The sequence below is a fragment of the Streptomyces sp. NBC_00328 genome, assembly GCF_036139655.1.
GTDB lineage: Bacteria > Actinomycetota > Actinomycetes > Streptomycetales > Streptomycetaceae > Streptomyces.
In genome coordinates this window covers 6954965-6981004 of sequence record NZ_CP108013.1, presented here as the reverse complement: position 1 = coordinate 6981004, position 26040 = coordinate 6954965, and the positions used below count along the sequence as shown (strand labels likewise).

Annotated in this window: 19 protein-coding genes; 5 read left to right on the top strand and 14 right to left on the bottom strand. The window is 71.3% G+C overall.

The annotated features are described in order from the left end of the window. Positions 1-89 precede the first annotated feature (89 nt). The 3 genes from OG485_RS30760 to rimP form a co-directional block, all read right to left on the bottom strand. Positions 90-368, bottom strand: a complete 279-nt coding sequence (locus OG485_RS30760; protein ID WP_328671857.1) for a YlxR family protein — start codon at positions 366-368, stop codon at positions 90-92. Positions 369-469: 101 nt separating this feature from the next. Next, a complete protein-coding gene (nusA, locus tag OG485_RS30755; protein WP_328671856.1) occupies positions 470-1504 on the bottom strand; it encodes a transcription termination factor NusA in 1035 nt (344 codons plus the stop codon). 2 nt (positions 1505-1506) lie between these two features. Next, positions 1507-2004, bottom strand: a complete 498-nt coding sequence (rimP, locus tag OG485_RS30750) for a ribosome maturation factor RimP (protein WP_328671855.1) — start codon at positions 2002-2004, stop codon at positions 1507-1509. Positions 2005-2255: 251 nt separating this feature from the next. Here rimP and OG485_RS30745 point away from each other — a divergent pair, with 251 nt between their 5' ends. The 3 genes from OG485_RS30745 to OG485_RS30735 are packed head-to-tail and all read left to right on the top strand — an operon-like array spanning position 2256 to position 4354. Further along, the gene (locus OG485_RS30745; RefSeq protein ID WP_328671854.1) at positions 2256-2900 is read left to right on the top strand and encodes a hypothetical protein; all 645 of its coding nucleotides are present in this window, start codon (positions 2256-2258) and stop codon (positions 2898-2900) included. Next, entirely contained in the window at positions 2897-3370 is a 474-nt protein-coding gene (locus OG485_RS30740; protein ID WP_328671853.1) for a ferritin-like domain-containing protein, read from the top strand. The genes OG485_RS30745 and OG485_RS30740 overlap by 4 nt, the downstream gene beginning before the upstream one ends. A 39-nt stretch (positions 3371-3409) precedes the next feature. After that, positions 3410-4354, top strand: coding sequence for an aminoglycoside phosphotransferase family protein (locus tag OG485_RS30735; RefSeq protein ID WP_328674727.1), 945 nt, complete (start codon positions 3410-3412; stop codon positions 4352-4354). A gap of 318 nt (positions 4355-4672) precedes the next feature. Here OG485_RS30735 and OG485_RS30730 read toward each other — a convergent pair whose 3' ends face one another. The 8 genes from OG485_RS30730 to OG485_RS30695 all read right to left on the bottom strand — a co-directional run bounded on the left by OG485_RS30730 (position 4673) and on the right by OG485_RS30695 (position 17307). Then, positions 4673-6364 (bottom strand): proline--tRNA ligase, encoded by a 1692-nt coding sequence (locus OG485_RS30730; RefSeq protein ID WP_328671852.1) that lies wholly within the window; start codon positions 6362-6364, stop codon positions 4673-4675. 71 nt (positions 6365-6435) lie between these two features. Next, positions 6436-7005 carry a GNAT family N-acetyltransferase gene (locus OG485_RS30725; RefSeq protein WP_328671851.1) on the bottom strand — a complete coding sequence of 190 codons (570 nt, stop codon included), beginning with the start codon at positions 7003-7005 and terminating at the stop codon, positions 6436-6438. A gap of 61 nt (positions 7006-7066) precedes the next feature. Continuing rightward, on the bottom strand, positions 7067-7915 hold the full coding sequence (locus OG485_RS30720; protein ID WP_328671850.1) for a GNAT family N-acetyltransferase: 849 nt from the start codon (positions 7913-7915) through the stop codon (positions 7067-7069). 447 nt (positions 7916-8362) lie between these two features. Then, entirely contained in the window at positions 8363-9520 is a 1158-nt protein-coding gene (gene ispG / locus OG485_RS30715; RefSeq protein WP_326785167.1) for a flavodoxin-dependent (E)-4-hydroxy-3-methylbut-2-enyl-diphosphate synthase, read from the bottom strand. A 169-nt stretch (positions 9521-9689) separates the two neighbouring features. Continuing rightward, a complete protein-coding gene (locus OG485_RS30710) occupies positions 9690-10994 on the bottom strand; it encodes a M50 family metallopeptidase (protein WP_328671849.1) in 1305 nt (434 codons plus the stop codon). Next, positions 10991-12247 (bottom strand): 1-deoxy-D-xylulose-5-phosphate reductoisomerase, encoded by a 1257-nt coding sequence (dxr, locus tag OG485_RS30705; RefSeq protein ID WP_328671848.1) that lies wholly within the window; start codon positions 12245-12247, stop codon positions 10991-10993. Before dxr ends, OG485_RS30710 begins: the two co-directional genes overlap by 4 nt. 192 nt (positions 12248-12439) lie before the next feature. Then, the gene (gene secA / locus OG485_RS30700) at positions 12440-15214 is read right to left on the bottom strand and encodes a preprotein translocase subunit SecA (RefSeq protein WP_328671847.1); all 2775 of its coding nucleotides are present in this window, start codon (positions 15212-15214) and stop codon (positions 12440-12442) included. Between the two features lie 161 nt (positions 15215-15375). Continuing rightward, positions 15376-17307, bottom strand: a complete 1932-nt coding sequence (locus OG485_RS30695; RefSeq protein WP_328671846.1) for an acyl-CoA dehydrogenase family protein — start codon at positions 17305-17307, stop codon at positions 15376-15378. A 365-nt stretch (positions 17308-17672) separates the two neighbouring features. On the opposite strand from OG485_RS30695, the gene OG485_RS30690 reads away from it, so the two are divergent. After that, positions 17673-18686, top strand: coding sequence for a LacI family DNA-binding transcriptional regulator (locus OG485_RS30690; protein WP_326785172.1), 1014 nt, complete (start codon positions 17673-17675; stop codon positions 18684-18686). Between the two features lie 212 nt (positions 18687-18898). Beyond that, positions 18899-20941 carry a glycoside hydrolase family 31 protein gene (locus tag OG485_RS30685; protein ID WP_328671845.1) on the top strand — a complete coding sequence of 681 codons (2043 nt, stop codon included), beginning with the start codon at positions 18899-18901 and terminating at the stop codon, positions 20939-20941. Between the two features lie 48 nt (positions 20942-20989). On the opposite strand, the gene OG485_RS30680 is transcribed toward OG485_RS30685, so the two are convergent. Genes OG485_RS30680 through OG485_RS30670 form a run of 3 tightly spaced genes read right to left on the bottom strand, consistent with a single transcriptional unit; the run spans position 20990 to position 26024 of the window. Next, positions 20990-21706: a glycoside hydrolase family 12 protein gene (locus OG485_RS30680; protein ID WP_328671844.1), complete on the bottom strand. Its 717-nt coding sequence runs from the start codon at positions 21704-21706 to the stop codon at positions 20990-20992. 38 nt (positions 21707-21744) lie between these two features. Beyond that, a complete protein-coding gene (locus OG485_RS30675; protein WP_328671843.1) occupies positions 21745-24021 on the bottom strand; it encodes a glycosyl hydrolase family 95 catalytic domain-containing protein in 2277 nt (758 codons plus the stop codon). Then, positions 24018-26024: a beta-galactosidase gene (locus OG485_RS30670; RefSeq protein ID WP_328671842.1), complete on the bottom strand. Its 2007-nt coding sequence runs from the start codon at positions 26022-26024 to the stop codon at positions 24018-24020. The genes OG485_RS30675 and OG485_RS30670 overlap by 4 nt, the downstream gene beginning before the upstream one ends. Positions 26025-26040 lie beyond the last annotated feature (16 nt).

The following is a 26040-nucleotide window of genomic DNA, read 5'->3' as shown; positions in this document are numbered from 1 at the left end:
TCGCGTGCTCATCGAGTGCTCATCGCAATCTCGACCTACTTCCAACTCGCGGAATACCAGGGCCGCACGGGGGTTCCGTACGACGCTTCTTACGGTGTTGCCTGCTCGACGTAGAGGCGCAACGCCGTTGTGTCGAGCGGTCCCGGAGCGCGCAGCGCCCGTGGGATCGCCCGGCGGCGGACCGCCAGATCGAGACAGACCAGAACGGGATGCACGTACGCACCCCGGCCGGGCAGCGTACCGCGAGGATCGGGGGCACATTCGCCCTCGACCGCCACGATGCGCAGCAAGTCTCTCTTGGCCGCTCGCTCCCGGCACGCCACACAGGTGCGTTCAGGGCATGCGCGGGCTCGCGTCCGGCCAGACACTCTTAAGTCTACCTCCCCGTACCGACCTCACCCCTTTGGGGCAAGAATCGAACGGTTGTTGTCGTGATGTAAGCGATGCGCGGGCCGGATCTATTCCCGGACTATTCCCCGCGCCGCTCGTCGCGCCGCTCGTCGCGCCGCTCGTCGCGCTGCTCGCCCGGCTGCTCGGTGTCCGGACGGATGTCGATCCGCCAGCCCGTGAGGCGTGCGGCGAGGCGGGCGTTCTGGCCCTCCTTGCCGATCGCCAGCGACAGCTGGTAGTCGGGGACCGTCACGCGCGCGGAGCGGGCGGCGAGGTCGACGACCTCGACCTTGGAGACACGGGCCGGGGAGAGCGCGTTGGCCACCATGTCCGCCGGGTCGTCCGACCAGTCGACGATGTCGATCTTCTCGCCGTTCAGCTCGGCCATCACGTTGCGCACCCGGCCGCCCATGGGGCCGATGCAGGCGCCCTTGGCGTTCAGACCGCTGCGGTTGGACCGGACGGCGATCTTCGTGCGGTGGCCGGCCTCACGGGCGATGGCGGCGATCTCGACCGAACCGTCGGCGATCTCCGGCACCTCCAGCGCGAAGAGCTTCTTCACGAGGTTGGGGTGCGTACGGGACAGGGTCACGGACGGACCGCGGACGCCCTTGGCCACCCGTACGACGTACGAGCGAAGCCGCAGGCCGTGCTCGTACTTCTCGCCGGGGACCTGCTCCTGCACCGGCAGGATGGCCTCCAGCTTGCCGATGTCGACGAGCACGTTCTTCGGGTCGCGGCCCTGCTGGACCACACCGGTGACGATGTCGCCCTCGCGGCCCGCGTACTCGCCGAGGGTCGCGTCGTCCTCGGCGTCCCGCAGGCGCTGCAGGATGACCTGCTTGGCGGTGGTGGCGGCGATCCGGCCGAACCCCGAGGGGGTGTCGTCGAACTCGCGGGCCTCCTGCCCCTCCTCCAGGTCCTCGGGGTCCTCCTTCGCCCACACGGTCACATGGCCGGTCTCCCGGTCGAGTTTCACGCGCGCGCGCCGGCGGCTTCCCTCGGTGCGGTGGTAGGCGATGAGGAGGGCCGACTCGATCGCCTCGACCAGCAGGTCGAAGGAGATCTCCTTCTCCCGCACCAGACCCCGCAGGGCACTCATGTCGATGTCCACGGCTACGCCTCCTCTTCCTTCTTGTCCTTGCGGCTGAACTCGACCTGGACGCGGGCCTTGACGATGTCCCCGAAGGCGAGCCGCCTGGCGGTGGGCTTGCGCCCCTTCACGCCCGGCACCTCGACATCGAGACCGTCGTCCTCGACCCGCAGGATCCTGGCGAGCAGTTCGCCGTCCTCCGCCAGCTGGAACTTCACCAGGCGGTCGGTGGCGCGTACGTAGTGACGGTGCTCCTTGAGCTCGCGCTCGGCACCGGGGGTTCCGACCTCGAGGGTGTATTCACCCGAACCCATCGCGTCGGTCTCGTCGAGCTTCGCCGAGAGCACGCGGCTCACATCGGCGATCGCGTCCAGGTCGGCACCTTCGTCCGAGTCGACGACGACGCGCAGTACACGCTTGCGCCCTACTGACTCCACTTCGATCTCTTCGAGATCGAGGCCCTGGGAGCTCACGAGCGGATCCAGGAGTTCTCGAAGCCTCTCGCTCTGGGTCGTGCTCATCCGGGTGACTCCTCGGCCGCGTGTGCTGTTGTGGGTTGGTCGCGTGTCAGCTCAAAGGGTATCCGGTCGCGGAGGGTGTTGCCGTCCACCGTGCGGGTGCGCCCGCGGCGACGGGTGCCGCCGGACCTCCCCGAAATCGCGCCGGAGACAGTTGGAGGAGAGCCGCTGGGCCGTGATCGGCCGATGCGCGGGTACCGTGATCACGGGCAGCTCGCCCATACATTCGTACGAGCCCTCCGAGGACGTCTGCCGTGTCGTTCCCCCTGCCGTCGCGCACCCCGTCGGGTCCGCGCCGAAGGACCCTGCTCGCGGCCGCCGCGGGTGCCTTCGCGCTCGCGGGCTGTTCCGCCGCTCCCGAGTCGTCCAGCGACACGACGGGCGGCAGCCCCTCGCTCGCGGACCGGGCACGCGCGCGTGCGGCCCGGGACAGCATGGCGCTCTCCGACCGGTACACCGCGGTGATCGCCGCCCATCCCCAGCTGGCGGAGCGGCTCGGCCCGCTGCGGGGGGAGGTCGTCCGGCACGCGCAGGCGTTCGGGGGCGGCAGTGCGGGAGCCTCGGGGTCCGCGTCGGCTGCTCCGTCGGGGTCGGCGTCGGATGCTCCGTCAGGGGCGGCGTCCGATGCTCCGTCAGGGTCGGCATCGGCGTCGGCGTCCTCGACGGCTTCGAGTTCGGCTTCGAGTTCGGCTTCGAGTTCGGCTTCGGCCGGTGCCTCGCCCGGTGTGGCGGCCCGGCCCAAGGACGCGCTCGCCGAACTCGCCTCGGCCGAACTCGCGCTCGCGGACGAGCGGACACGGGCCCTGGTGGACGTCCCCGGCGAACTCGCCCGGCTGCTCGCCTCCGTGGCGGCGGCCGGAGCGGCCCACGCGTTCCTGCTGACGAAGGCGGCGAAGTGAGCAAGCGGACCAGGACCGAGGAAGCGGAGCTCAAGGCCCTCCAGGCCGCGCTGGGCGCCGAGCACGCGGCCGTCTACGGCTACGGCGTCGTGGGCGCCCGGATCGGCGCGGCCCGTCAGACGGACGCCCGGTCGGCCTACGACGCCCACCGGGCGCGGAGGGACGAACTGACGCGGGAGGTCAAGGACATGGGCGCGGCACCCGAGGCCGCGTCGGCCGCGTACGTGCTGCCGTTCCCGGTGACGGACACCGCCGCGGCCATACGGTTCGCGGCCGAGCTGGAGGAACGCGTCGCCGACGTGTACTCCGACCTCGTGCGCGCCGCCACGGGCGACCGGCGGCGCATGGCGGCCGGGGCGCTGCGCGAGGCCGCGGTCCGCGCGGTGCGCTGGAGCGGCGAGAGCGTAGCCTTCCCTGGGCTCGCCGAGCGGGCGGGCACCCCATCGGCCACGGCACCCTCGCCGGCCTGACGCGACCTGGAAGGAAACCTCTCGCGCATGGACTCGCGCATGGCCTTCGAACCGCCGCGGCGCCTTCTCCGGGCGCTCGGCGAGACCCGCCGGAGCGGGCCGGAGGGCCCCGACGAGGCCGACGAGTGGCTGGAGCGGCTGCCCGAACTGGCCCGAGGGGCCGTCGCTCTGCGCGAGTTGACCGTGGAACGAGTGCAGGCGCCGGGTGGGCGCAGCAGTCTGGTCGTCCTGGTGCGCCGGGCCGACGGCACGCCCGCCGTGCTGAAGCTGGCGCCCGGGCGGGCGCGTCCGGAGGCCGAGCGGGTCGCACTCGCCCACTGGGACGGCCGCGGCGCGGTCCGTCTTCTCGACGGCGGTGACACCGGGGAGACCTCCGGCACCGATGGCGTCCTGCTGCTCGAGCGGCTGCATCCGGACGTCTCCGTGCGGTCGCTGCCCGAGGCGAAGGCCCTGCTGGAGGCGGCGGGAACGCTGCGGCGGCTGTGGGTCGAGCCGCCCGCCGACCCCGTCTTCGAGACCGTGGCGGAGCGGACCGGGCGGCAGGCCGAGGCCATGCGGGCCGCGGCGGCGGGCGAGGCCGGAGCCGGGATCGGGGCCCTGGTCGACGCGGCGCTCGCGGCCCGCGAGGAACTGCTCGTCCAGCCGCCCGAGGCACTGCTGCTGCACGGCACGTTCCGGCAGAGCAAGGTGCTCGCCGGTGAGCGCGTGCCCTGGCTGGCGGTGGGACCGGACCCGGTGGTCGGCGAGTGCGCGTTCGACCTGGCCCGGCTGGTCCGCGACCGGGTGGAGGACCTCATCGCGTCGCCTTCGGGACCGTCGATCACCCGGCGGCGGATCAAGCGGCTCGCCGAGTCCCTGGAAGTGGACCAGGCGCGGCTGCGCGGCTGGACCCTGTTCCGTGCCGTCGAGTCGGGTGTCCGGGCGGGCCGGGTCGGCCGCCCCCAGGACGCCGAACTGCTGCTGGAGTTCGCCGGCTGGCTCTGAGCACCGGCCGGGTGCACGGAGGCGGTGCCGACCATCGGCAGCGCGCGTCCGCCCCCGTGCACGCCGCACCCGAGTCTGACCATGGGCTCAGCGCACACCGGTCCCACGGGACCGGAGGAGGCAAGGCGTCGCCCCGCCCCGGGACGACCGGAGCAGGGCCGCGATGCCCGGAGGAAGCCGGGCCGGTGCCGTGGGCGATGCCCGAGAAGGCCGGACCGGACCGTGGGCACCCGCGAGCGGGCAGGCGCACCCCCTGGAAACGACCGAGCGGCGCCCCGCGCCTCCGAAGAGGTGCCGGGCGCCGCCCAGGTATCGGCACTACGCCGTCAGGCGGGCGATCGCCTCTTCGACGGTCAGTTCCTCGCGCTCGCCGGTGCGACGGTCCTTCAGCTCGACGACGCCCTCGGCCGAGCGGCGGCCGGCGACCAGGATCGTCGGTACGCCGATGAGCTCCGCGTCGGTGAACTTCACGCCCGGGGAGACGCCGGCACGGTCGTCGACCAGGACGCGGACGCCCGCGGCACCGAGCTTCTCGGACACGTCGAGCGCCAGCTCGGTCTGGAGGGCCTTGCCCGCGGCGACCACGTGCACGTCGGCGGGAGCGATCTCCTTGGGCCAGCACAGGCCCTGGTCGTCCGCCGACTGCTCGGCCAGCGCGGCGACCGCGCGGGAGACGCCGATGCCGTACGAGCCCATGGTCACGCGGACCGGCTTGCCCTGCTGCCCGAGAACGTCGAGGCCGAACGTGTCGGCGTACTTGCGGCCGAGCTGGAAGATGTGGCCGATCTCGATGGCGCGGTCCATCTTGAGGCCGGTGCCGCACGCCGGGCAGGGGTCGCCCTCCTGCACCACGACGACGTCGAGGTAGTCGTCGACCTCGAAGTCGCGGCCGGCCACGACGTTCTTCGCGTGCGTGTTGATCTTGTTGGCGCCGGTGATCCAGGCCGTGCCGGGCGCGACGCGCGGGTCGGCGATGTAGCGGACCTTCTCCAGGCCCTGCGGGCCCACGTAGCCGCGTACGAGGTCTTCGCGGCCCTCGAAGTCCTCGGCCGTGACGAGTTCGACGACGGCCGGGGCGAGGTGCTCGCCGAGCTTGCCGAGGTCGACCTCGCGGTCGCCGGGGACGCCCACGGCCACGATCTCGCCGTCGACCTTGACCAGCAGGTTCTTCAGGGTCGCGGAGGCGGGCACGCCGAGGTGCTCGGCGAGCGTCTCGATCGTCGGGGTGTCGGGGGTGTCCAGTTCCTCGACCGCGCCGTGCTCCTCGGAGACGGGCGTGAGCTTGAAGGTCACGGCCTCCGTGTTGGCGGCGTAGTCGCAGGCCGGGCAGTCCACGAAGGTGTCCTCACCGGCGGCGGCGGGCGCGAGGAACTCCTCGGAGGCCGAGCCGCCCATGGCACCGGAGACGGCGGACACGATGCGGTAGTCGAGGCCGATGCGCGCGAAGATCTTCTGGTAGGCCTCGCGGTGCAGCCCGTAGGACTCGGCGAGGCCCTCGTCCGTGATGTCGAAGGAGTACGAGTCCTTCATCTGGAACTCGCGGCCGCGCAGCACGCCGGAACGCGGACGGGCCTCGTCGCGGTACTTCGTCTGGATCTGGTACAGCATGACCGGCAGGTCCTTGTACGAGGCCACCTGGTCCTTCACCACCAGGGTGAAGATCTCCTCATGCGTCGGGCCGAGCAGGTACTCCGCGCCCTTGCGGTCCTTGAGACGGAAGAGCAGGTCGCCGTACTCCTCCCAGCGGGCCGAGGCCTCGTAGGGCTCCTTGGGCAGCAGGGCCGGCAGGAGGACCTCCTGGGCGCCGATCGCGTCCATCTCCTCGCGGACCACGCGGGAGATGTTGTCGAGGACCTTCTTGCCGAGCGGCAGCCAGGTCCAGATGCCCGCGGCGTTGCGGCGTACGTAGCCGGCGCGGACGAGCAGCTTGTGGCTGAGCGTCTCGGCGTCGGCCGGGTCGTCACGCAATGTCTTGACCATCAAACGGGACATGCGCTGGACCTGGGCCATGATTCTCGACTCCTGCTGCGTAAGGGTGATGTCTGGAGGTTAGCCGGGCAGCGGCCGTCCCCGGAAATCCATTAGGCGTGGCGCAGCGGAAGCGGGGCGCCCATCACGGCGTACGGCCTGGGCGCGCTGGGGAAGAGGACCCGCTGTGCGAGGTCCTCGTAGCCGAGGGAGCGGTACAGGCCGCGGGCCGGGCTGTCGAAGTCGATCGCGGAGAGGATCGAGCGGGGTTCGGCCGCGGTGTCCGTGATGGCGGTGATCAGGGTGCGGCCGACGCCCCGGTTCTGGAAGCGGGGGTGGACGTGCAGTTCGGTGATCACGAAGGAGTCGTCCAGCCAGCCGTCGTGGCCCTGGTCGCGCAGATACGGTTCGACGACGGTGGACCACCAGTGCGCGCGGTCGTTGGGCATGCCGTAGACGAATCCCACGAGCCGTCCGTCGGCGGTGGTGGCGCCGAGCGCGCGGGCTCCCGGGTAGGTGACGTGGCGCAGCACGATCTGGCGTCGTACGGCGATCTCGTCGGCGCCGAGCCCGAAGGCGAGCGCCTGCACGGCGAGTGCCTCGTCGACGCGGGCGGCGAGATCCAGCGGGCCGATGACCACCTCGTCGAAGTCGCGGTGGCCGTGGCCGGGAAAGCGCAGCATGCCGGGAGACTACCTGGCGGACCGTGTGACGCGTGAGGTCCCGACGGGCCCGCACCGGGCGTCAGAACAGGACACTCATGAAGGCGCCGGCCTCCTGGAACCCGACGCGGCGGTACGTCGCCCGGGCCGCGGTGTTGAAGTCGTTGACGTAGAGGCTGACGAGCGGGGCGACATCGGCGAGGGCGTAGCGCAGCACGGCGGCCATGCCGGGGGCCGCGAGTCCCCGGCCGCGGTACTCGGGGGCCACCCAGACCCCCTGGATCTGGCAGGCCTCGGCCGTCGCGGCGCCGATCTCCGCCTTGAAGACGACGTTGCCGTCCGGGTCGAGGCGGGCGAAGGACCGGCCCGAGCCGACGAGTTCGGCGACCCGGGCCTGGTAGAGCAGGCCGCCGTCGCCGGCCAGCGGCGAGACGCCGACCTCCTCGGTGAACATGGCGACGCAGGCCGGCATGATCGTCTCCATCTCGTCCTTGCGGATGCGGCGGACGTACGGATCCGGGGTGATGTCGGCGGGCAGCCGGTCGGTGACCATCAGCGGCTGGTGGGCGCGGATCTCGCGGGCGGGGCCCCAGCTCGGTTCGAGGAGCCGCCAGAGCTGGGCGGTGGATTCGGCGGGGCCGACGATCGAGGAGCAGCGGCGGCCGCTTCTGCGGGCCCGGTCGGCGAAGCCGCGCACGGCGCGCTGGGTGGCGCAGATCGGGACGAGGTTGGCGCCCGCGTAGCAGAGGGACCGCAGCATGCCGTCCTCGTACCAGCCCCACATCTCGCCGCCGAGCCGCCATGGGTCGAGCCCGGCGACCTGTACTCGGGAGGTGACGAACGCGTTCGCCACCGGCTCGCGGCCGAGGACGGCGAGCGCGGCGTCCAGGTCACTCGGTTCGAGGACCCTGGTGGTGGTCTGGGTCAACACGTGCGGGGGCCTCACCCTGGGATCTGCTGATCTCCGCACTGTACCTGCCGTACTTGTGGCTCGCCGCCGAGTCCTCTGGCCGGACGGGGGAGCAGGTTCCCACCGGGGTGGGGCCTGGGGTTGTCGCCCGGGTGCGGGGCGTGGGGGCTGGGCGCGCAGTTCCCCGCGCCCCTGGGTGGGCCCGGACGGCCCGGAGACCGGAAAGGAGCCCTTGTTGTCCGCGGCCGACGAGGTGGGGCCTGAGGTGTCGCCCGGGTGCGGGGCGTGAGGGCTGGGCGCGCAGTTCCCCGCGCCCCTGGCTGGGCCCGCGCGGCCCGGAGACCGGAAGGGAGCCTTGTTGTCCGCGGCCGACGGGGTGCGGGTGCGTAGGGGGTTGGCCGCGCAGGTCCCCGCGCCCCTGGGTGGCCGGGCGAGGTGTCTGGTTTCGCCCGGCCGCAGGCTGCGGGGTCAGCCCGCTACCGAGATCGTGGGTTCGCCGGAGGCGACTCCGTCGGCCTCCATCTGCTCGGCGAGCTTCATCGCCTCTTCGATCAGGGTCTCCACGATCTTCGACTCGGGGACGGTCTTGATGACCTCGCCCTTGACGAAGATCTGGCCCTTGCCGTTGCCGGAGGCGACGCCGAGGTCGGCCTCGCGGGCCTCGCCGGGACCGTTGACGACGCAGCCCATGACGGCGACGCGGAGCGGGACCTCCATGCCGGTGAGGCCGGCGGTGACTTCCTCGGCGAGCTTGTAGACGTCGACCTGGGCGCGGCCGCAGGACGGGCAGGAGACGATCTCCAGGCCGCGCTGGCGCAGGTTCAGCGACTGGAGGATCTGAAGGCCGACCTTGACCTCCTCGACCGGCGGGGCCGACAGGGAGACGCGGATGGTGTCGCCGATGCCCTCGGAGAGCAGGGCGCCGAAGGCGACGGCCGACTTGATGGTGCCCTGGAAGGCGGGGCCGGCCTCGGTGACGCCGAGGTGCAGCGGGTAGTCGCAGGCGGCGGCGAGCTGGCGGTAGGCGTTGACCATGACGACCGGGTCGTTGTGCTTGACCGAGATCTTGATGTCCCGGAAGTCGTGCTCCTCGAAGAGGGAGGCCTCCCAGAGCGCGGACTCGACGAGCGCCTCGGGGGTCGCCTTGCCGTACTTCTGGAGCAGGCGCTTGTCGAGCGAGCCCGCGTTGACGCCGATGCGGATCGGGGTGCCGGTCTCCTTCGCGGCCCGCGCGATCTCCTTGACCTGGTCGTCGAACTGCTTGATGTTGCCGGGGTTGACGCGGACGGCGGCGCAGCCGGCGTCGATCGCGGCGAAGACGTACTTCGGCTGGAAATGGATGTCCGCGATGACCGGGATCTGCGACTTCTTGGCGATCGTGGCGAGCGCGTCGGCGTCGTCCTGCGTGGGACAGGCCACGCGCACGATCTGGCAGCCGGACGCTGTCAGCTCGGCGATCTGCTGGAGCGTGGCTCCGATGTCCGACGTACGCGTGGTCGTCATCGACTGCACCGAGACGGGTGCGTCTCCGCCCACGGCGACGGTCCCGACCTGGATCTGCCGGGTCTTCCGGCGCTCGGCCAGCTTGGTCGGAACGGACGGCATGCCGAGAGAAATCGCAGTCATCTGCTGTGCAACCCCAAGTTATGGTTCAAGGTCCCGGGAATCGTGGGCTCCGGGCTTCGAGATTACGGTACGGGCGCACCACCGGGCACATCACGCCCCGGCGTTCAAACCCGCTCAATGGAAGACGGCCGGGCACCCAGGGTGCCCGGCCGTCGCCAACGCTGTACGGCTAAGAGATTTTCACGGGATTGACGACGTCTGCCACGAGCACCAACAAGGTGAAGCAGACGAAGATCCCGGCCACCACGTAGGCCACCGGCATCAGCTTCGCCACGTCGAACGGACCCGGGTCCGGGCGGCGCAGCACCTTCGCGAGGTTGCGGCGCAGCGACTCCCACAGCGCGCCCGCGATGTGCCCGCCGTCGAGCGGGAGCAGCGGGAGCATGTTGAACAGGAACAGGGAGAGGTTGAACCCGGCGACCAGCAGGAGCATCATCGCGACCTGCTGCGACGCGGGGATGTCCAGGGTGAAGACATCGCCGCCGATGCGGGCCGCGCCGATCACGCCCATCGGGGAGTCGGCCTTGCGCGGGCCGTCTCCGAAGGCCGCGTCCCACAGGTCGGGGACCTTGCCGGGCAGCGAGACCAGGGACTCGACGCCGTTCTGCATCATGTCGCCCATGCGGTCCACGGACTGGCCGAAGGACTGCTCGACGATGCCGGTGGCGGGCGTGAAGCCGAACCAGCCGGCCTGCACGTACTTGCCCTCCACAGAGCCGCCGCTGCCGTCGTTCTTGTTCACCGTGTTCTTGACCAGGTGGGCGGTGAGGCCGAGCCGCTCGCCCTCGCGGTCGACGGTGATCGTCACCTTCTTGCCGGGGTTGGCGCGGATGTCGGACTGAAGCGCGGACCAGTCCGGGACGGGCGTGCCGTTGAAGGCGACGATCTTGTCACCGGGCTTGAGTCCCGCCTCCGTGGCAGGCGCGACCGGGTCCTTCTTCGTGCACTTGTCGCGGTTCTCGCTGGCCTGGATCACGCAGGGGGAGACCGCGCTGACCGTGGTGGTCTGGGTCTGGACGCCGAACGTCATCATCACGCCGAGGAAGATCGCGACGGCCAGGATCAGGTTCATGAAGGGTCCGGCGAACATCACGATCACGCGCTTCCACGGCTTGCGCGTGTAGAAGAGGCGGGTCTCGTCGCCGGGCTTCAGCTCCTCGAACGCGGCCGACCGGGCGTCCTCGACCATGCCCCGGAAGGGGGATGTCGAGCGGGCCTCGATCCGGCCGTCCGGGCCGGGCGGGAACATCCCGATCATGCGGATGTAGCCACCGAGCGGAACGGCCTTGATGCCGTACTCGGTGTCGCCCTTCCTGCGCGACCAGATGGTCGGGCCGAAGCCCACCATGTACTGCGGCACCCGGATGCCGAAGAGCTTGGCCGTCGACAGATGTCCCAGCTCGTGCCACGCGATCGAGATCAGCAGGCCGATCACGAAGACGACTATGCCGAGGATCATCATCAGGGTCGTCATGCACGAGCCTCCGCGATTGTCATCTGTGCCGTCAGTTCACGGGCCCGGGCGCGCGCCCAGGTCTCCGCTTCGAGGACGTCCGCGAGGGTCAGGGAAGTTCCCGTACGCGGTGTGCCGTGTTCCTCCACGACCCGGGTGACGGTCTCCATGATCCCGTTGAACGGCAGTGTGCCGTTCAGGAACGCGTCCACGCACTCCTCGTTGGCGGCATTGAACACCGCCGGGGCCGTACCCGCGAGCTGCCCCACGTGCCGGGCGAGGCCCACGGACGGGAAGGCTTCCTCGTCGAGCGGGAAGAACTCCCAGTTCGAGGCCTTCGTCCAGTCGAAGGCGGGGGCCGCGTCCGGGACGCGCTCGGGCCAGCCGATGCCGATGGCGATGGGCCCCCGCATGTCGGGGGGCGTCGCCTGGGCGATCGTCGAGCCGTCCGTGAATTCCACCATCGAGTGGACATACGACTGCGGGTGCACGACCACCTCAATGCGGTCGAAGGGAATGTCGTAGAGGAGGTGCGCCTCGATGACCTCGAGTCCCTTGTTGACCAGGGTCGCGGAGTTGACCGTGATGACCGGGCCCATGGCCCAGGTGGGGTGCGCGAGGGCGTCGGCCGGCTTCACGTCCGCCAGCTCCGCCTTCGTACGGCCGCGGAACGGGCCCCCGGAGGCGGTCACGACGAGTTTGCGCACATCCGCGCGCGTGCCGGAGGCCAGCGCCTGGAAGAGGGCCGCGTGCTCGGAGTCGACCGGGATGATCTGGCCCGGCTTCGCCAGCGCCTTCACGAGCGGGCCGCCGACGATGAGCGACTCCTTGTTGGCGAGCGCGAGGGTGCGGCCCGCCTCCAGGGCGGCGAGGGTGGGCGCGAGGCCGATGGAACCGGTGATGCCGTTGAGCACGGTGTGGCAGTCGGACGCGGCGACCCGGGTGGCCGCGTCGGGCCCGGCGAGGATCTCGGGAAGGGTCTCACCGGGTGCGTACCGGGCCGCGAGGGCCTCCCTGAGCGCCGGGACGGCGTCCTCGCGCGCCACGGCGACCGTCCGTACCCGCAGCCGGTGGGCCTGCTCGGCGAGCAGGGCGACCCTGCCGCCGGCGGCGGACAGCGCGGTGACCCGGAACCGGTCGGGGTTGCGCAGCACGAGGTCGATGGCCTGGGTGCCGATCGAACCGGTGGATCCGAGGATCACGACATCCCTGACTCCGTTCACGGGGTCGAAGACGAGATGCGGATCAGCGAGGGGGGCTGGACTGTCGCTCATCCCCCCATTGTGGCCGCATCGCGTCCGCCGGAGGACAGGGCGTCCCTCATTCCCGCCGTCTCCCCCCGTGACCGGTGGTGCCGGGGCGCCTCGGGGGCGCCGGCGAGGAGCGGGCATTCCGCGGGGCCGCGGCGGGCGGGTGCCCGCCCGCGGGGGCCGTGGCGTGGCCCGGCCGCCCTACTGATCCGCAGGTCAGCGCTTGCGGCGGCGCCGGGACGCGGGCCCGGACGGCCGGGGACCGCCGCGCGCGAGCCGTGCGTCGGCGGGTGCTTCGGTGGGTCCGGGAACGGCCGGCGCGGTCCTGAGCGGCTGCGCGGGGGCGAACGCGCCTTCGACCACACCGTCGGCCGTGTCGAGCGTCGGCGCGGTGAAGAGGAGGCCGTCGCCGCGGTCGCGGGGTTCAAGGGCCCTGGGGGCCGGGGCGGCGGTGTCGAGGTTGAAGACGTAGCCGACGGACTCCTCCTTGATGGCGTCGGTCATGGCTCCGTACATGTCGTAGCCCTCGCGCTCGTACTCGACGATCGGCTCGCGGCCGAGCGTCCAGCGCAGCCCGATGCCTTCGCGCAGGTAGTCCATCTCGTAGAGGTGCTCGCGCCACTTGCGGTCGAGGACGGACAGGACGACGAGACGCTCCAGGTCGCGCAGGGCCTCCGGGCCGAGTTCGCTCTCGCGCTCCGCGTACCGGGCGCGGATGTCGTCGGTGACCGTCTCGAGGACCCGCTCGGTGGTGAGGTCCTCACGGCCGCCGTGGAGGTCCACCAGTTCCCCGACCGTGATCCCCACGGGGTAGAGCTGCCGGAGGACTCCCCACAGCCTCTCCAGGTCCCATTCCTCGGGGAAGCCCTCGCCGGTCTCCCGCTCGACGTACGCCCGGACGGTGTCCTCCATGAAATGCGCGATCTGTTCGTTCAGGTCCTCGCCGTCCAGGACGCGGCGGCGCTCGGCGTAGATGAGGGTGCGCTGCCGGTTGAGGACCTCGTCGAACTTCAGGACGTCCTTGCGCGACTCGAAGTGCTGCTGCTCCAGCTGGGCCTGGGCGGAGGCGATGGCGCGGGTGACCATCTTGTTCTCGATGGGCACGTCGTCGGGGACGTTCGCCATGGACATCACGCGGTCGACGACGTTGGCCCGGAACAGCCGCATCAGGTCGTCCTCCAGGGAGAGGTAGAAGCGGGAGGCGCCGGGGTCGCCCTGGCGGCCGGAGCGGCCGCGGAGCTGGTTGTCGATGCGCCGTGACTCGTGCCGCTCGGTGCCCAGTACGTACAGTCCGCCGAGCGCCGTGACCTCGTCGTGCTCGGCCGTGACCGCGGAGGTGATCCGGTCGAGGATCCCGCGCCGTTCCCCGGGGTCCGCGTCCTCGCCCGCCTCGGCGAGCGCCATCGCCTCGGGGTTTCCGCCGAGCATGATGTCGGTGCCGCGGCCCGCCATGTTGGTGGCGACGGTGACGGCGCCCCGGCGTCCGGCCTGGGCGACGATCTGGGCCTCGCGGCGGTGGTTCTTGGCGTTGAGCACCTCGTGCCGGATGCCCTGCCGGCGCAGCAGCGCGGAGAGCACCTCGGACTTCTCGACGGAGGTGGTGCCCACCAGGACCGGCCGGCCGAGCGCGTGGTTCTCGGCTATGTCGGCGAGGACCGCTGCGTACTTCGCCTCCTCGGTGCGGTAGACCTGGTCGGGGTCGTCGCGCCGGACCATGGGCCGGTTGGTGGGGATCGGGACGACGTGCAGCCGGTAGATCTGGTGGAACTCGGCCGCCTCGGTCATGGCGGTGCCGGTCATGCCGGCGAGCTTGCCGTAGAGGCGGAAGAAGTTCTGGAGGGTGATCGTGGCGAGCGTCTGGTTCTCGTCCTTGATCGTGACGCCTTCCTTGGCCTCGATGGCCTGGTGCAGTCCTTCGTTGTAGCGCCGGCCGGCGAGGATGCGGCCGGTGTGCTCGTCGACGATCAGCACCTCGCCGTCCACGACGACGTAGTCCTTGTCCTTCCTGAAGTGCTCCTTGGCCTTGAGCGCGTTGTTCAGGTGTCCGATCAGCGGGGTGTGGTCGGACTCGTAGAGGCTGTCGATGCCGAGCTGGTCCTGGAGGTACTCGACGCCGGGGTCCAGGATCGACACCGTGCGCTTCTTGGGGTCGTACTCGTAGTCGAGCCCCGTCCGCAGGACGGCGAGGCGGTCCTTGTCCGCCTGCGTGGTGAACTGCTCCTCCTGCACCGCTACGCCCCTCATGTGCTGGACGAACGCGGCGAAGGCCTCGTACCAGTGCGTCGGCTGGTCGGCCGGTCCGGAGATGATCAGCGGGGTGCGCGCCTCGTCGATGAGGATCGAGTCGGCCTCGTCGACGATCGCGAAGTGGTGCCCGCGCTGCACGAGTTCGTCCTTGGAGCGGGCCATGTTGTCGCGCAGGTAGTCGAAGCCGAACTCGGTGTTGGTGCCGTAGGTGACGTCGCAGGCGTACTGGGCACGCCGTTCGGCGGGGGTCGACTCGGCCCTGAGGACGCCGACGCTCAGTCCGAGGAAGCGGTACGCGCGCCCCATCCACTCGGCGTCCCGGCGGGCCAGGTAGTCGTTGACGGTGACGAGGTGGACCCCGTTGCCGGCGAGGGCGTTCAGATAGACCGGCAGGGTGCCGACGAGCGTCTTTCCCTCACCGGTCTGCATCTCGGCGATGTGGCCGAGATGCAGTGCCGCTCCGCCCATGATCTGCACGTCGAAGTGACGCATGCCGAGGATGCGGCGGGAGGCCTCGCGCATCGCGGCGAAGGCTTCCGGCAGCAGGTCGTCCAGGCTCTCGCCCGCGCCGAGACGCTCCTTGTACTCCGGTGTGAGGGCCTGGAGCTCCTCGTCGGACAGCGCCCTGAACTCCTCTTCCAGGGAGCCGGTCTGCGCGGCGAGGTGTTCGAGGCGGCGCAGCATCCGGCCCTCGCCCGCGCGCATGATCCTTCCGGTGATGGCGTCGAGCCCTTTTGCTGGCATGGGGATTCCCTCGCAGTCCGGCGCGGTCGATGCCGGGGAGAACCGCCAGGGCGTCGTGGTGGAGTTCCCCGTTCGCCGTTGCGTTCATTGTCGGCGCCCTGCTGCGGCGCGGCAAGCAGCAGGGCGGCGGACGGGGCGGGAGCGCGCCACCGGGGAAATCGTCAGCGAATGGGCCGGTGCAGGTTCTCCCGGGTGCTCGCGCCGGGGGTGGCGTCGGCGATCCAGGGGCCTTCGCCCGACGGGTCCAGGACGCCTTCCTCCAGCCAGGTGTAGGTGCCGGACAGGACGCCCTTGACGACCTTGCGGTCGATGTCGTCGGTGTTGCTCCACAGTCGTCCGAAGAGTTCCTCGACACGGATGCGGGACTGGCGGCAGAAGGCGTCGGCGAGCTGGTAGGCCTCGCGTCCGTGATCGTCCTTCGTGCGCAGGTGCTCCGCCCGTACGCAGGCCGCGCTCATCGCGAAGAGCTCGGCGCCGATGTCGACGATCCGGCCCAGGAAGCCCTGCTTGGTCTCCATACGGCCCTGCCAGCGCGACATCGCGTAGAAGGTGGACCGGGCGAGCTTGCGGGCGTTGCGCTCGACGTACCGCAGATGCGTGGAGAGGTCCACGTCGTGGCTGAACTCGTTGTACGAGCGAGGGAGCTGGCCCGCGCCCGCGACCAGTTTCGGCAGCCACTTGGCGTAGAAGACACCGGCGTTGGCGCCCGCCTTCGCCTTCTCGGAGAGGGACTTGTCGGGGTCGATGAGGTCGCCGGCGACCGAGAGGTGGGCGTCGACGGCCTCCCGGGCGATCAGCAGGTGCATGATCTCCGTGGAGCCCTCGAAGATGCGGTTGATGCGCAGGTCGCGCAGCACCTGTTCGGCGGGGACCGCTCGCTCGCCGCGGGCCGCCAGCGACGCGGCCGTCTCGAAGCCGCGGCCGCCGCGGATCTGGACCAGTTCGTCGGCCATCAGGCAGGCCATCTCGGAGCCGTACAGCTTGGCGAGGGCGGCCTCGATGCGGATGTCATTGCGGTTCTCGTCGGCCATCTGCGACGACAGGTCGAGCACGGCCTCCAGCGCGAAGGTGGTGGCCGCGATGAAGGAGATCTTGGAGCCGACGGCCTCGTGGAAGGCGACCGGCTTGCCCCACTGCTCACGCACCGACGTCCACTCACGGGCGATCTTCAGGCACCACTTGCCGGCGCCCACGCACATCGCGGGCAGCGAGAGGCGTCCGGTGTTGAGGGTGGTGAGGGCGATCTTCAGGCCCGCCCCCTCGGGTCCGATGCGGTTGGCGGCGGGCACGCGCACCCGGTGGAAGCGGGTGACGCCGTTCTCCAGGCCCCGCAGACCCATGAACGCGTTGCGGTTCTCGACCGTGACGCCCTCCGAGGCGGCCTCCACCACGAAGGCCGTGATGCCGCCCTTGCTGTCCTCGGACTTCGGGACACGCGCCATGACGACGAGGAGGTCCGCGACGACGCCGTTGGTCGTCCACAGTTTCACCCCGTCGAGGATGTAGTCGTCCCCGTCCGGCACGGCGGTCGTGGCGAGCCGGGCCGGGTCGGAGCCGACGTCCGGTTCGGTGAGCAGGAAGGCGGAGATGTCGGTGCGGGCGCAGCGCGGCAGGAAGGTGTCCCGCTGTTCCTGGGTGCCGAAGAGCTTCAGCGGCTGCGGTACGCCGATCGACTGATGGGCCGAGAGCAGGGCGCCGAGCGCCGGGTTCACGGAGCCGACCAGGGCGAGGGCCTTGTTGTAGTACACCTGGGTGAGGCCGAGACCCCCGTACTTGGTGTCGATCTTCATGCCGAGGGCGCCCAGCTCCTTGAGCCCGGTGATGGTCTCGTCCGGGATCCGTGCCTCGCGCTCGATCCGGGCGGAGTCGATCTTCGTCTCGCAGAAGTCCCGCAGTTTGGCCAGGAACTCCTCGCCGCGCTGGGTGTCCTCGTCGGCGGGGAGCGGGTGCGGGTGGATCAGGTCGAGCCGGAAGCGGCCGAGGAAGAGTTCCTTGGCGAAGCTGGGCTTGCGCCAGTCCTGTTCGCGCGCGGCCTCGGCGACTTGTCTGGCCTCACGTTCGGTGACTGTGGGCTTGTGGGGTGTTGCGGACATGAGGCTCACCTCGCCGCGAATAGGGATCTTGGGGCTGTCCGTTACCGACCGGTTCTACTCGATCGTATTTACCTGATTCCGGACGACCCCACCAGTCCTCGCGCAGCGTTCGGCCCCATGAGCTCACCCGCGGACCGGCCGCCGGTGTTGCGCCGGAGGCCCGTTCCGGGGGACGGTCCGGATGCGCCATCCGGGGGAGGGTCCGCACGGCCACCGGGGCCGGGGCCAGTGCCGGGAATTGACTGTCGAAGCGCTTCGACAGCCTATGGACACGATTCCTCCACCGAGCTAGTGTCGAGCCACCCTCATCGCCCCTATCGGTACCGCGCGCACTGTCGAAGCGCTTCACAAACTGGGAGAGCCGGATGGTCACCCTCGCCGAGGTCGCCCAGCACGCCGGAGTCTCGGCGAGCACGGTGAGCTATGTCCTCAGCGGCAAGCGGTCCATCTCCGCGAGCACCCGGCAGCGGGTCGAGCAGAGCATCCAGGAACTCGGCTACCACCCGAACGCGGGCGCCCGCGCCCTGGCGAGCAGCCGGTCCAACATCATCGCGCTGATGGTCCCGCTGCGCACCGACATGTACGTACCCGTGATGATGGAGATCGCCATCGCGGTGGCCACCAACGCCCGGACCCACGGCTACGACGTCCTGCTGCTCACCGGCGAGGAGGGACCCGACGCGGTGCGCCGGGTCACCGGCAGCGGGCTCGCCGACGCGATGATCCTGATGGACGTCGAACTCGACGACGAGCGGCTGCCGTTGCTGCGTGAGACCGACCAGCCGTCCGTACTCATCGGCCTCCCCGCCGACACCACCGGGCTGACCTGCGTCGACCTCGACTTCGGGGCGACGGGCGCGCTGTGCGCCGAGCACCTGGCGCTGCTCGGCCACCGTGACATCGCTGTCATCGGCGAGGCGCCCGCCGTCTACGAGCGGCACACCGGCTTCGCCGAGCGGACGCTCGACGGACTGCGCGCCCGCTCCCGCGAGCTGGGGCTGCGGGTGCTGCACCGGCCCTGCGAGGGCGGCTACGACGCGATGGCCCTCACCCTCGCCCGCATCCTCGACGAGCGCCCGGGCACCACGGGCTTCGTCGTGCAGAACGAGTCGGCGGTCGAACCGCTGCTCGCCCTGCTGCGCCAGAAGGGCCGTGCCGTCCCCGAGGACGTCTCGGTGATCGCGATCTGCCCGGACCAGGTCGCCACCCAGTCCTCGGTGCGGCTGACGTCGGTCGCCATCCCCGCCCAGGACATGGGCCGCCATGCCGTCGAGCGTCTGATCGCCAAGCTCGAAGGACGCGGCAAGGACGAAGTCGTACTGATCGCCCCGGAGCTGACGGTACGGGCGAGCACGGGGCCGGCGCCGGCCGCTCCCTGAACCGGGCTCCTGCCGACGGCGCGCCCGCCGGCACTCCCCGCGCGGGCCACGCGGACCTCACGGACCCCGCGCCCCCTGCCGGGCACCCGCTGTCCGCGTGCTCTGCCTGTACCGCGCTTCGCCGCCCCGCCCCGGACGAAATCCCGGACGGAATCCCGGACGCACTCCCCGCCCGCACTCCTTCATGTCTGCACTCCTTCAGGAGCATCCACGTGAATCAGTCCGCCGCAGTCCAGCCCCAGGTGAGCCTCTCGCAGTCCTCCCCGACCGTCGGCACGTTCCGTGAACGGGACGGCGCCCTGGAGTGGAGCGGCCGTACGGAGACCGTCCGGATCGAGCCGTGGGGCCCCGATGCCGTGCGGGTCCGCGCCCGGCTCGGCGGTCCGCTGCTCGAAGGCCTGCCGGGAGCGCTGCTCGACCGGCCCGAGGACACCACGAGCAGGCTGGACCTCAGCGACGGCGAGGGCCGGCTGGCGGTCGGAGCGCTCACCGTCGAGGTGAGCGCCGAGGGGCTGATCCGCTTCACCCGTACCGCGGACGGCGGTGAACTCCTCGCCGAGGAGCGGGCCCACTTCTGGTGGCCCGGCTCACGGCTGTACACCCCCACCGGCAACGGCCACCACCGGCTGGAGCAGCGCTTCGCCGCGTACGACGGCGAGCGGCTGTACGGCCTCGGGCAGCACCAGCACGGACTGTTCGACCAGAAGGGCGCGGTCCTGGACCTGATCCAGCGCAACGCCGAAGTCACCGTTCCGGTGCTCACCTCCAGCCGCGGCTACACCCTCCTGTGGAACAACCCGGCCGTCGGCCGGGTGGAGCTCGCGGGCAACGGCACCCGCTGGGTCGCCGACTCGGCCCGGCAGATCGACTACTGGATCACCGCGGGCACCCCGGCCGACGCCCAGCGCCGCTACAGCGCGGCGACCGGCCGGACACCGATGCTGCCCGAGTGGGCGGCCGGGTTCTGGCAGTGCAAACTGCGCTACCGAACCCAGGACGAACTCCTGGAGGTGGCGAGGGAGTACAAGCGGCGGGGCCTTCCGCTGTCGGTGATCGTCTGCGACTTCTTCCACTGGACCCACCTCGGCGACTGGAAGTTCGACCCGGCCGAGTGGCCCGACCCGGCGGCCATGCAGGCCGAACTCGCCGGTCTCGGCGTCAAGCTGGTCGTGTCGGTCTGGCCTTCGGTCTCGCCGCTCTCCGAGAACCATCAGCTCATGGAGCAGCGGGGCTGGTTCATCGGCACGGAGTACGGGCCGATGGCGCACGCCGACTGGCCGGACAAACAGGTCGCCTCCACGGTCCAGGTGGCCTTCTACGACGCCACGAACCCCGAGGCGCGGGACTTCCTGTGGTCCCGCGTGAAGGACAACTACCTCGACCCGTACGGCATCTCGGCCTTCTGGCTGGACGCCTGCGAGCCCGAGCTGAAGCCGGGCTTCTCCGAGAACCTGCGCTACCACGCGGGCCCGGGACTCGAAGTGGCCAACCTCTACCCGCGCGAGAACGCCCGCACCTTCTACGAGGGTCTGCGCGCCGCCGGGGAGAGCGAGATCATCTCCCTCAACCGCTCGGCCTGGGCGGGCAGTCAGCGCTACGGGGCCGCCCTGTGGTCCGGCGACATCGGAACCGACTTCGCGACCCTGCGCCGCCAGATCGCCGCGGGTCTCAACACGGCGCTGTCCGGGATCCCCTGGTGGAACACCGACATCGGCGGCTTCCACGGCGGCGACCCGGACGACCCGGCGTACCGCGAGGTCATGGTGCGCTGGTTCCAGTTCGGCGCGCTGTCGCCGCTGATGCGGCTGCACGGCTTCCGCGACCCGGGCCTGCCGCTCGGTCCCGGCATGACCGGCGGCCCGAACGAGGTGTGGTCGTACGGCGAGGAGGCCGGCGCGATCATGGAGAAGTACCTGCGGCTGCGCGAGCGCCTGAAGCCCTACGTGCTGGACGTCATGCGGGAGGCCCACGAGGAGGGGCTGCCGGTGATGCGCCCGCTGCTCCTGGAGTTCCCCGGCGACCAGGCGGCCTGGTCGGTGGACGACGCCTACCTCCTCGGCCCGGACCTGCTGGTCGCGCCGGTGCTCACCGCGGGTGCGACGGCCCGTACGGCGTATCTCCCGGCGGGTGCGCGCTGGACGGACGCGTGGACCGGGGTGTCGTACGAGGGAGGCGCGGCCGTGACGGTGGACGCGCCGCTGGACCGGATCCCGTTGTTCCTGCGGGACGGGGCGCGGCTGCCGGTGGCCGGATAGCGGACGCGGCCGGTCCCGGGAGGGGCCGGCCGCGCCTGGACGCATGGGTCAACTGCTGCTGACCGTCAGGTTGTTGGCGGCGAAGTCGAGACCGCCCGCGGACGAGGTGATCTCGAATCCGAACTGCACGTCGCCGATGGTCTCGGCGCTGGACATCCAGCCCTTGGTGTTCGCGATCCACCTCATGATCGGGAGGATGTTGATGGTGCCGGACGTGGAGTCCGAGGTGCGCAGGAACGAGAAGACGTCGTTCGCGCCGTTGTTGCCCTTGTAGACGGTCCAGGTGTTGCCGTTCAGCGTGAGCGTGCCCTGGGAGGTGCCGAGCGCGCCGACGGCGCCGTTGTAGTTGACCCAGAGCATGGTCTCGTAGTCGTAGTCGGTGTCCCAGATGTCGTACGAGGTGTTGTACGCGCCGGAGGACGGGACGGTGACGTTGTAGGTGCTGGTGAGGGAGGACAGCCCCGAGATCGTCTTGCCGACGTATTTCTTGGAGTTGGGGTAGGACTTGATACCGCCGGTGTTGGGGTGGTTGGCCCAGACTCCCCAGTTGGTACCGGAGTTGGCCCAGACGCACTGGCTGCCCGCGCCGGAGCCCCAGATGTTGTTGTAGAGCGTGTAGCCGTTGAGGGTGGTGTTGCCCCACTGGTCGCAGGTGGACCAGACGGCGGCCTGGGCGGGGGCGGAGGCGAGGCCGATCGTCGCGCCGAGCGCGAGCGCGGGGGCGACGAGGGCCTTGGTGATCCTGTTCAGTGTCCGAAGTGCCATGGGTGTCCCTTCCATGGGTGGGGGGAAGTGCGGGGGGTCTACCGCGGCCCCAGGGTGAGGACGCGGTCTTCTCCGGCGCTCAGGGAGAGCGGTCGCGCGCCGGCGGAAGTCCGGAGTTCGATGCGGCAGGTGCGGCCCGGCCGCAGTACGACGGTGGCGCCGTCGGGGGTCCAGGCGAGGTCGGCCTCCGCGCCGAACCTCGTGCGGATGCCCCGGAGTTCACCGCTCGGCAGGCTCGTGGGGAGGGCCGGGAAGAGGACGAGCCGCCGCGGGGTGGACTGGACGAGTGCCTCGATGAGCACGCCGGGCAGCGTGTGGGCTGCGTCGGCGTTGTAGACGTGCCGGCCCGGGTAGTGGCCGCTCATCAGGGAGACATGGAAGAAGTCCCCGGCCAGGACGTTGTCGAGGGCGCCCGCCACGCGCTCCGCGTCCCCGAGCCGGGCGGCCACCAGGGCGTGATGGAGGTGGCCGTGCGCCGAGTCGTTCTCGGCGCCGCGCAGTTCGAGGGCGCGATGGGCCGCCGCGGCGAGCCCGGGGGTGTCGTAGGGGTTGATCTCGTCGAGCGGCCAGACGCCGTAGAGATGACTGAGGTGCCGGTGGTCGTAGGTGTCGAGGAGTCCGGGACGGGCCCACTCGGCGAGCGCGCCCTCGGAGTTGACCCGGTGCGGCGGCAGCCGGTCGGCGAGCGCCCGCCAGCGCTCGGCGTCGGGGCCCGGGTGATACGTGGCCGCCGTGCACAGGGCGTGGCGGGCCGCCGAGAGATCCATGGCGGCGTTCACGGTGACCCAGCTCGCGTTCGCGGGACGGTTCTCCGGGGAGTAGGACGGCACGATCACCAGGTGGCCGTCCTGGTCGGTCCGGGTGAGGAAGTCCTCGTAGAAGCGGGCGACTTCGGCGAGTGCCGTGGCCAGCCGCGGGTCGCGGGCGCCGCGGGTCTCGTCGTGGTCCACGAGCGGCTTGAGCAGCCAGTCGGCGCCGGCGGTCCACACGTGCAGCGGGTAGGCGCGGCTGAGGTGGTAGATGTGGCCGGACTCGCCGTCGGTGTGGGCGGGGGCGAGTGCCCCGCGTGCGCCGAAGACGGCTCGGGCGTTGTCCCGCCAGTGCGGCAACTGGCCGTGGACCAGGGCCGCGTGCGCCTCGGTGACCTCGGGGAGGGCGGCCGCGGCGGCCGACGCCGTCTGGAGATTGAGGTTGGCGTCCGTGGTGAACGCCCCGGACCAGGCGGTGTCCCAGTCGCCGGTCCACAGGCCGGTCAGCCGCGGCGGCAGCGTGCCGGCCGCCGACAGCAGGTGGTACCGGCCGGCCGCGAAGAGCCGTTCGACGAGGGCGGGGCTCTTGGGGCGCCGGACCAGCTCCGATCCGGGCAGCGCCCGTTCGGCGGGATCGGCGTGCAGGTCGAGGGTGACCCGCAGATAGGCGGCGCGGTGCAGGGCGGTGTGGCGGGAGAGCAGGTGTGTGCGGGCGTTCTCGATGTCCTCGGCGCCGTGACCGGACCCGGGCAGCAGATCCCGCAGCGCGCGGAGCTCCGCGCGGGCGTCCAGGTGGCCCGGGTGCCGGCGCACCCGGGTGAGCAGCAGCATCGAGCGGGCGCCCTCGACCCGTACGCCCGAAGGGGCGGGACGGGTGACACCGTCCGTGACGAGGAGGGTGACCCCGGTGTACGCCAGGTCGCTGCCCGGATAGCGGGCGCGCAGGGTGAGCAGGGCACCCTCGGGGGTGTGGACGGCCCCGTGCTCCACGGCCAGGTCCGCGGGCGCTCCCGGCAGCCGGTGGTCCAGCGTCACCTCGGCCGCGGGGCCGGGGGCGGTCACGTACTGCGCGATCACGTCGTCGGCGCGCGAGACGAACACCTCGCCGCGCCGGTCACCGCACACGGTGCGGACGACCCCGGTGGTGAAGTCGGCCTCGCGGCGGTAGCCGCGTGCCTCCTCGGCGGGGCGGCGCAGCCGCACCTGGAACGCCGGATGAAACGGCTGTACCCACAGCAGTGGCCGGCCGTCGGTGAAGTCCTCGCCTGCGGTCACGTCTCCGGCGAGCAGCCGGTCCTGTACGTCGGCGAGGCGGCCGGCGAGCTCGGGCGGGCGCGCGTCCGCGCTGCCGTTGGGGCGGACCAGACGGTGATGGTTGACGATGACCCGGTCATCGTTCGGATCACCGGACACCATGGCGCCGTGTGTGCCGTTCCCGCTCAGGAAGGCGTCCTCCCAGCGGGCGGCGGGCCGGGGTTCCCAGGTGCCGTGGACGGGGGCGGAACCGGGGCCGCCCTCCGTCGGGGAGCGGTCCGCGTGGGGGCCTGAGCGGGCCTCGTCGGTCATGGGGCGAGCACCGCCGCTCCGTGGCGCTCCAGTCGTACGGAGTCCCGCACGGCCGTACCGCCGAGCAGGTCGCGGTGACTGCCCGGCACCTCGACGGTCACCGGGTCGCGCCGGTGGTTGAGCAGGAAGAGCAGGTCGCCGCGCCGGACGGCCTCGACACCGTCGGGCAGCCGGCCGAGTGGCGGCCGGACGCCCGCGCGGTCCGCGGCGGCCGCCAGCAGTGCGCGCAGAGCGGCCGGTTCGGGCAGGGTGGAGAGGTAGCGGGCGGTGCCCTTGGACAGTACGGCGGGCAGTCCGTCCAGCTCGCCGCCGCGGTAGCGCGCCTCGACGGCCGCGGTGCCGTCGGGTTCGATCTCCTCTGACCACAGCGTGCCCGAGAAGCTGTCGCACGCGACCTTCTCCCCCGCGTCCAGCGGCCACCATTCGTGCAGCGTGCGGATGCCGAACAGGCCGCGCAGCCGCTCGTCCATGCCGCCCGGCCGGACCCGGTCGTCCTCGTCGGCGACGCCGGTGAGGAAGCCGCAGACGAGGGTGCCGCCCGCTCGCGCGTGGGCGAGAAGGTTCTCGATCGCGGTGTCCGTGAGCAGGTAGAGCTGGGGCACGACGACCATGCGGTACGCGGAGAGGTCGTGCTCCGGGTGGGCGAACGCGGTGGTGAGGTGGGCCTCCCACAGGGCGCGGTGCCAGGCCCGTACGACCTCGGCGCAGTCGTTCTCCGCGGACAGCCGGCCGTCGTGCGCTCCCGCCCACCAGGAGTTCCAGTCGTGCAGGATCGCGATGTCCGCGCCGACCCGGGTGCCCGCCACATGGGGTGCGAGGGCGGCCAGTTCGGCTCCGATCCGCTTGATCTCCTGGAAGGTGCGGCCCCGCTCCCCCGCGTGGCCGATCATCCCGGAGTGGAACTTCTCCGCGCCCTGCCGGGACTGCCGCCACTGGAAGTAGCAGACGGCGTCGGCGCCGCGCGCCACGGCCTGGAGGGACCACAGCCGGTTCAGCCCGCGCGGCTTGGGATGGTTCACACCGCGCCAGTTGACGGCTCCGGCCGCCTGCTCCATGAGCATCCAGGGACCACCCGCCGCCTGCGAGCGCGTCATGTCCTGGACGAGCGCGCCGTGCTGCGCGCCGAGGGGGTCGCGCGGGTCGGGGTAGAGGTCGACCGAGACGACGTCCTCCTCCCCGGCCCACCGCCAGGCGTCCTGGCCGACCCACATCGGCATGAAGTTGCTGGTCACCGGAGTGCCGGGACTGTGGCGACGCACGATGTCCCGCTCGGCGACGTAGCACTCCAGGAGCATGTCGGAGGTGAACCGCCTGAAGTCGAGGACATGCGTCGGGTTCTTCATGTAGTGCGCGTGACGCGGTGGGAGGACCTCGTGCCAGTCGTCGTAGGCCTGGCCCCAGAAGGCCGTTCCCCAGGCCGTGTTGAGCGCTTCGAGGGTGCCGTACCTGTCCTGGAGCCAGCGGCGGAAGGCGGTGGCCGCCTCGTCGCCGTAGTCGACGGTGCAGTACTCGTTGTTGATGTGCCACATCGTGAGGGCGGGGTGGCCCGCGTAGCGGGCGGCCAGGTCCTCGGTGACGGCGGCGGCGCGGCGGCGGTAGACGGCGCTGGAGTGCGAGAAGTGCTGCCGGGAACCCCACCATTCGGTACGGCCGTCCTCGTCCCGGGGCAGGGTCTCGGGATGCAGCCGGCCCATCCAGGGCGGCGGCGAGGAGGTGGGGGTGGCGAGCACGACGCCGATGCCGTGCTCGTGCATCAGGTCCATCAGCCGGTCCAGCCAGCCGAACTCCCGTGCTCCGGGGCGGGGTTCGATCCTGGCCCAGGAGAAGACCCCGAGGGTGACGGAGTTGACGCCGGCCTCCTTCATGAGGCGGACGTCCTCGTGCCAGATCTCCTCGGGCCACTGTTCGGGGTTGTAGTCGCCGCCGAACAGGACGCGGCCCCGGGTGGCGTCGCTCAGGCTCGGCCGCCCGGACTGCGGACCGGTTCCACGGGGCGTGAGCATGACCTACCTCGTTCGG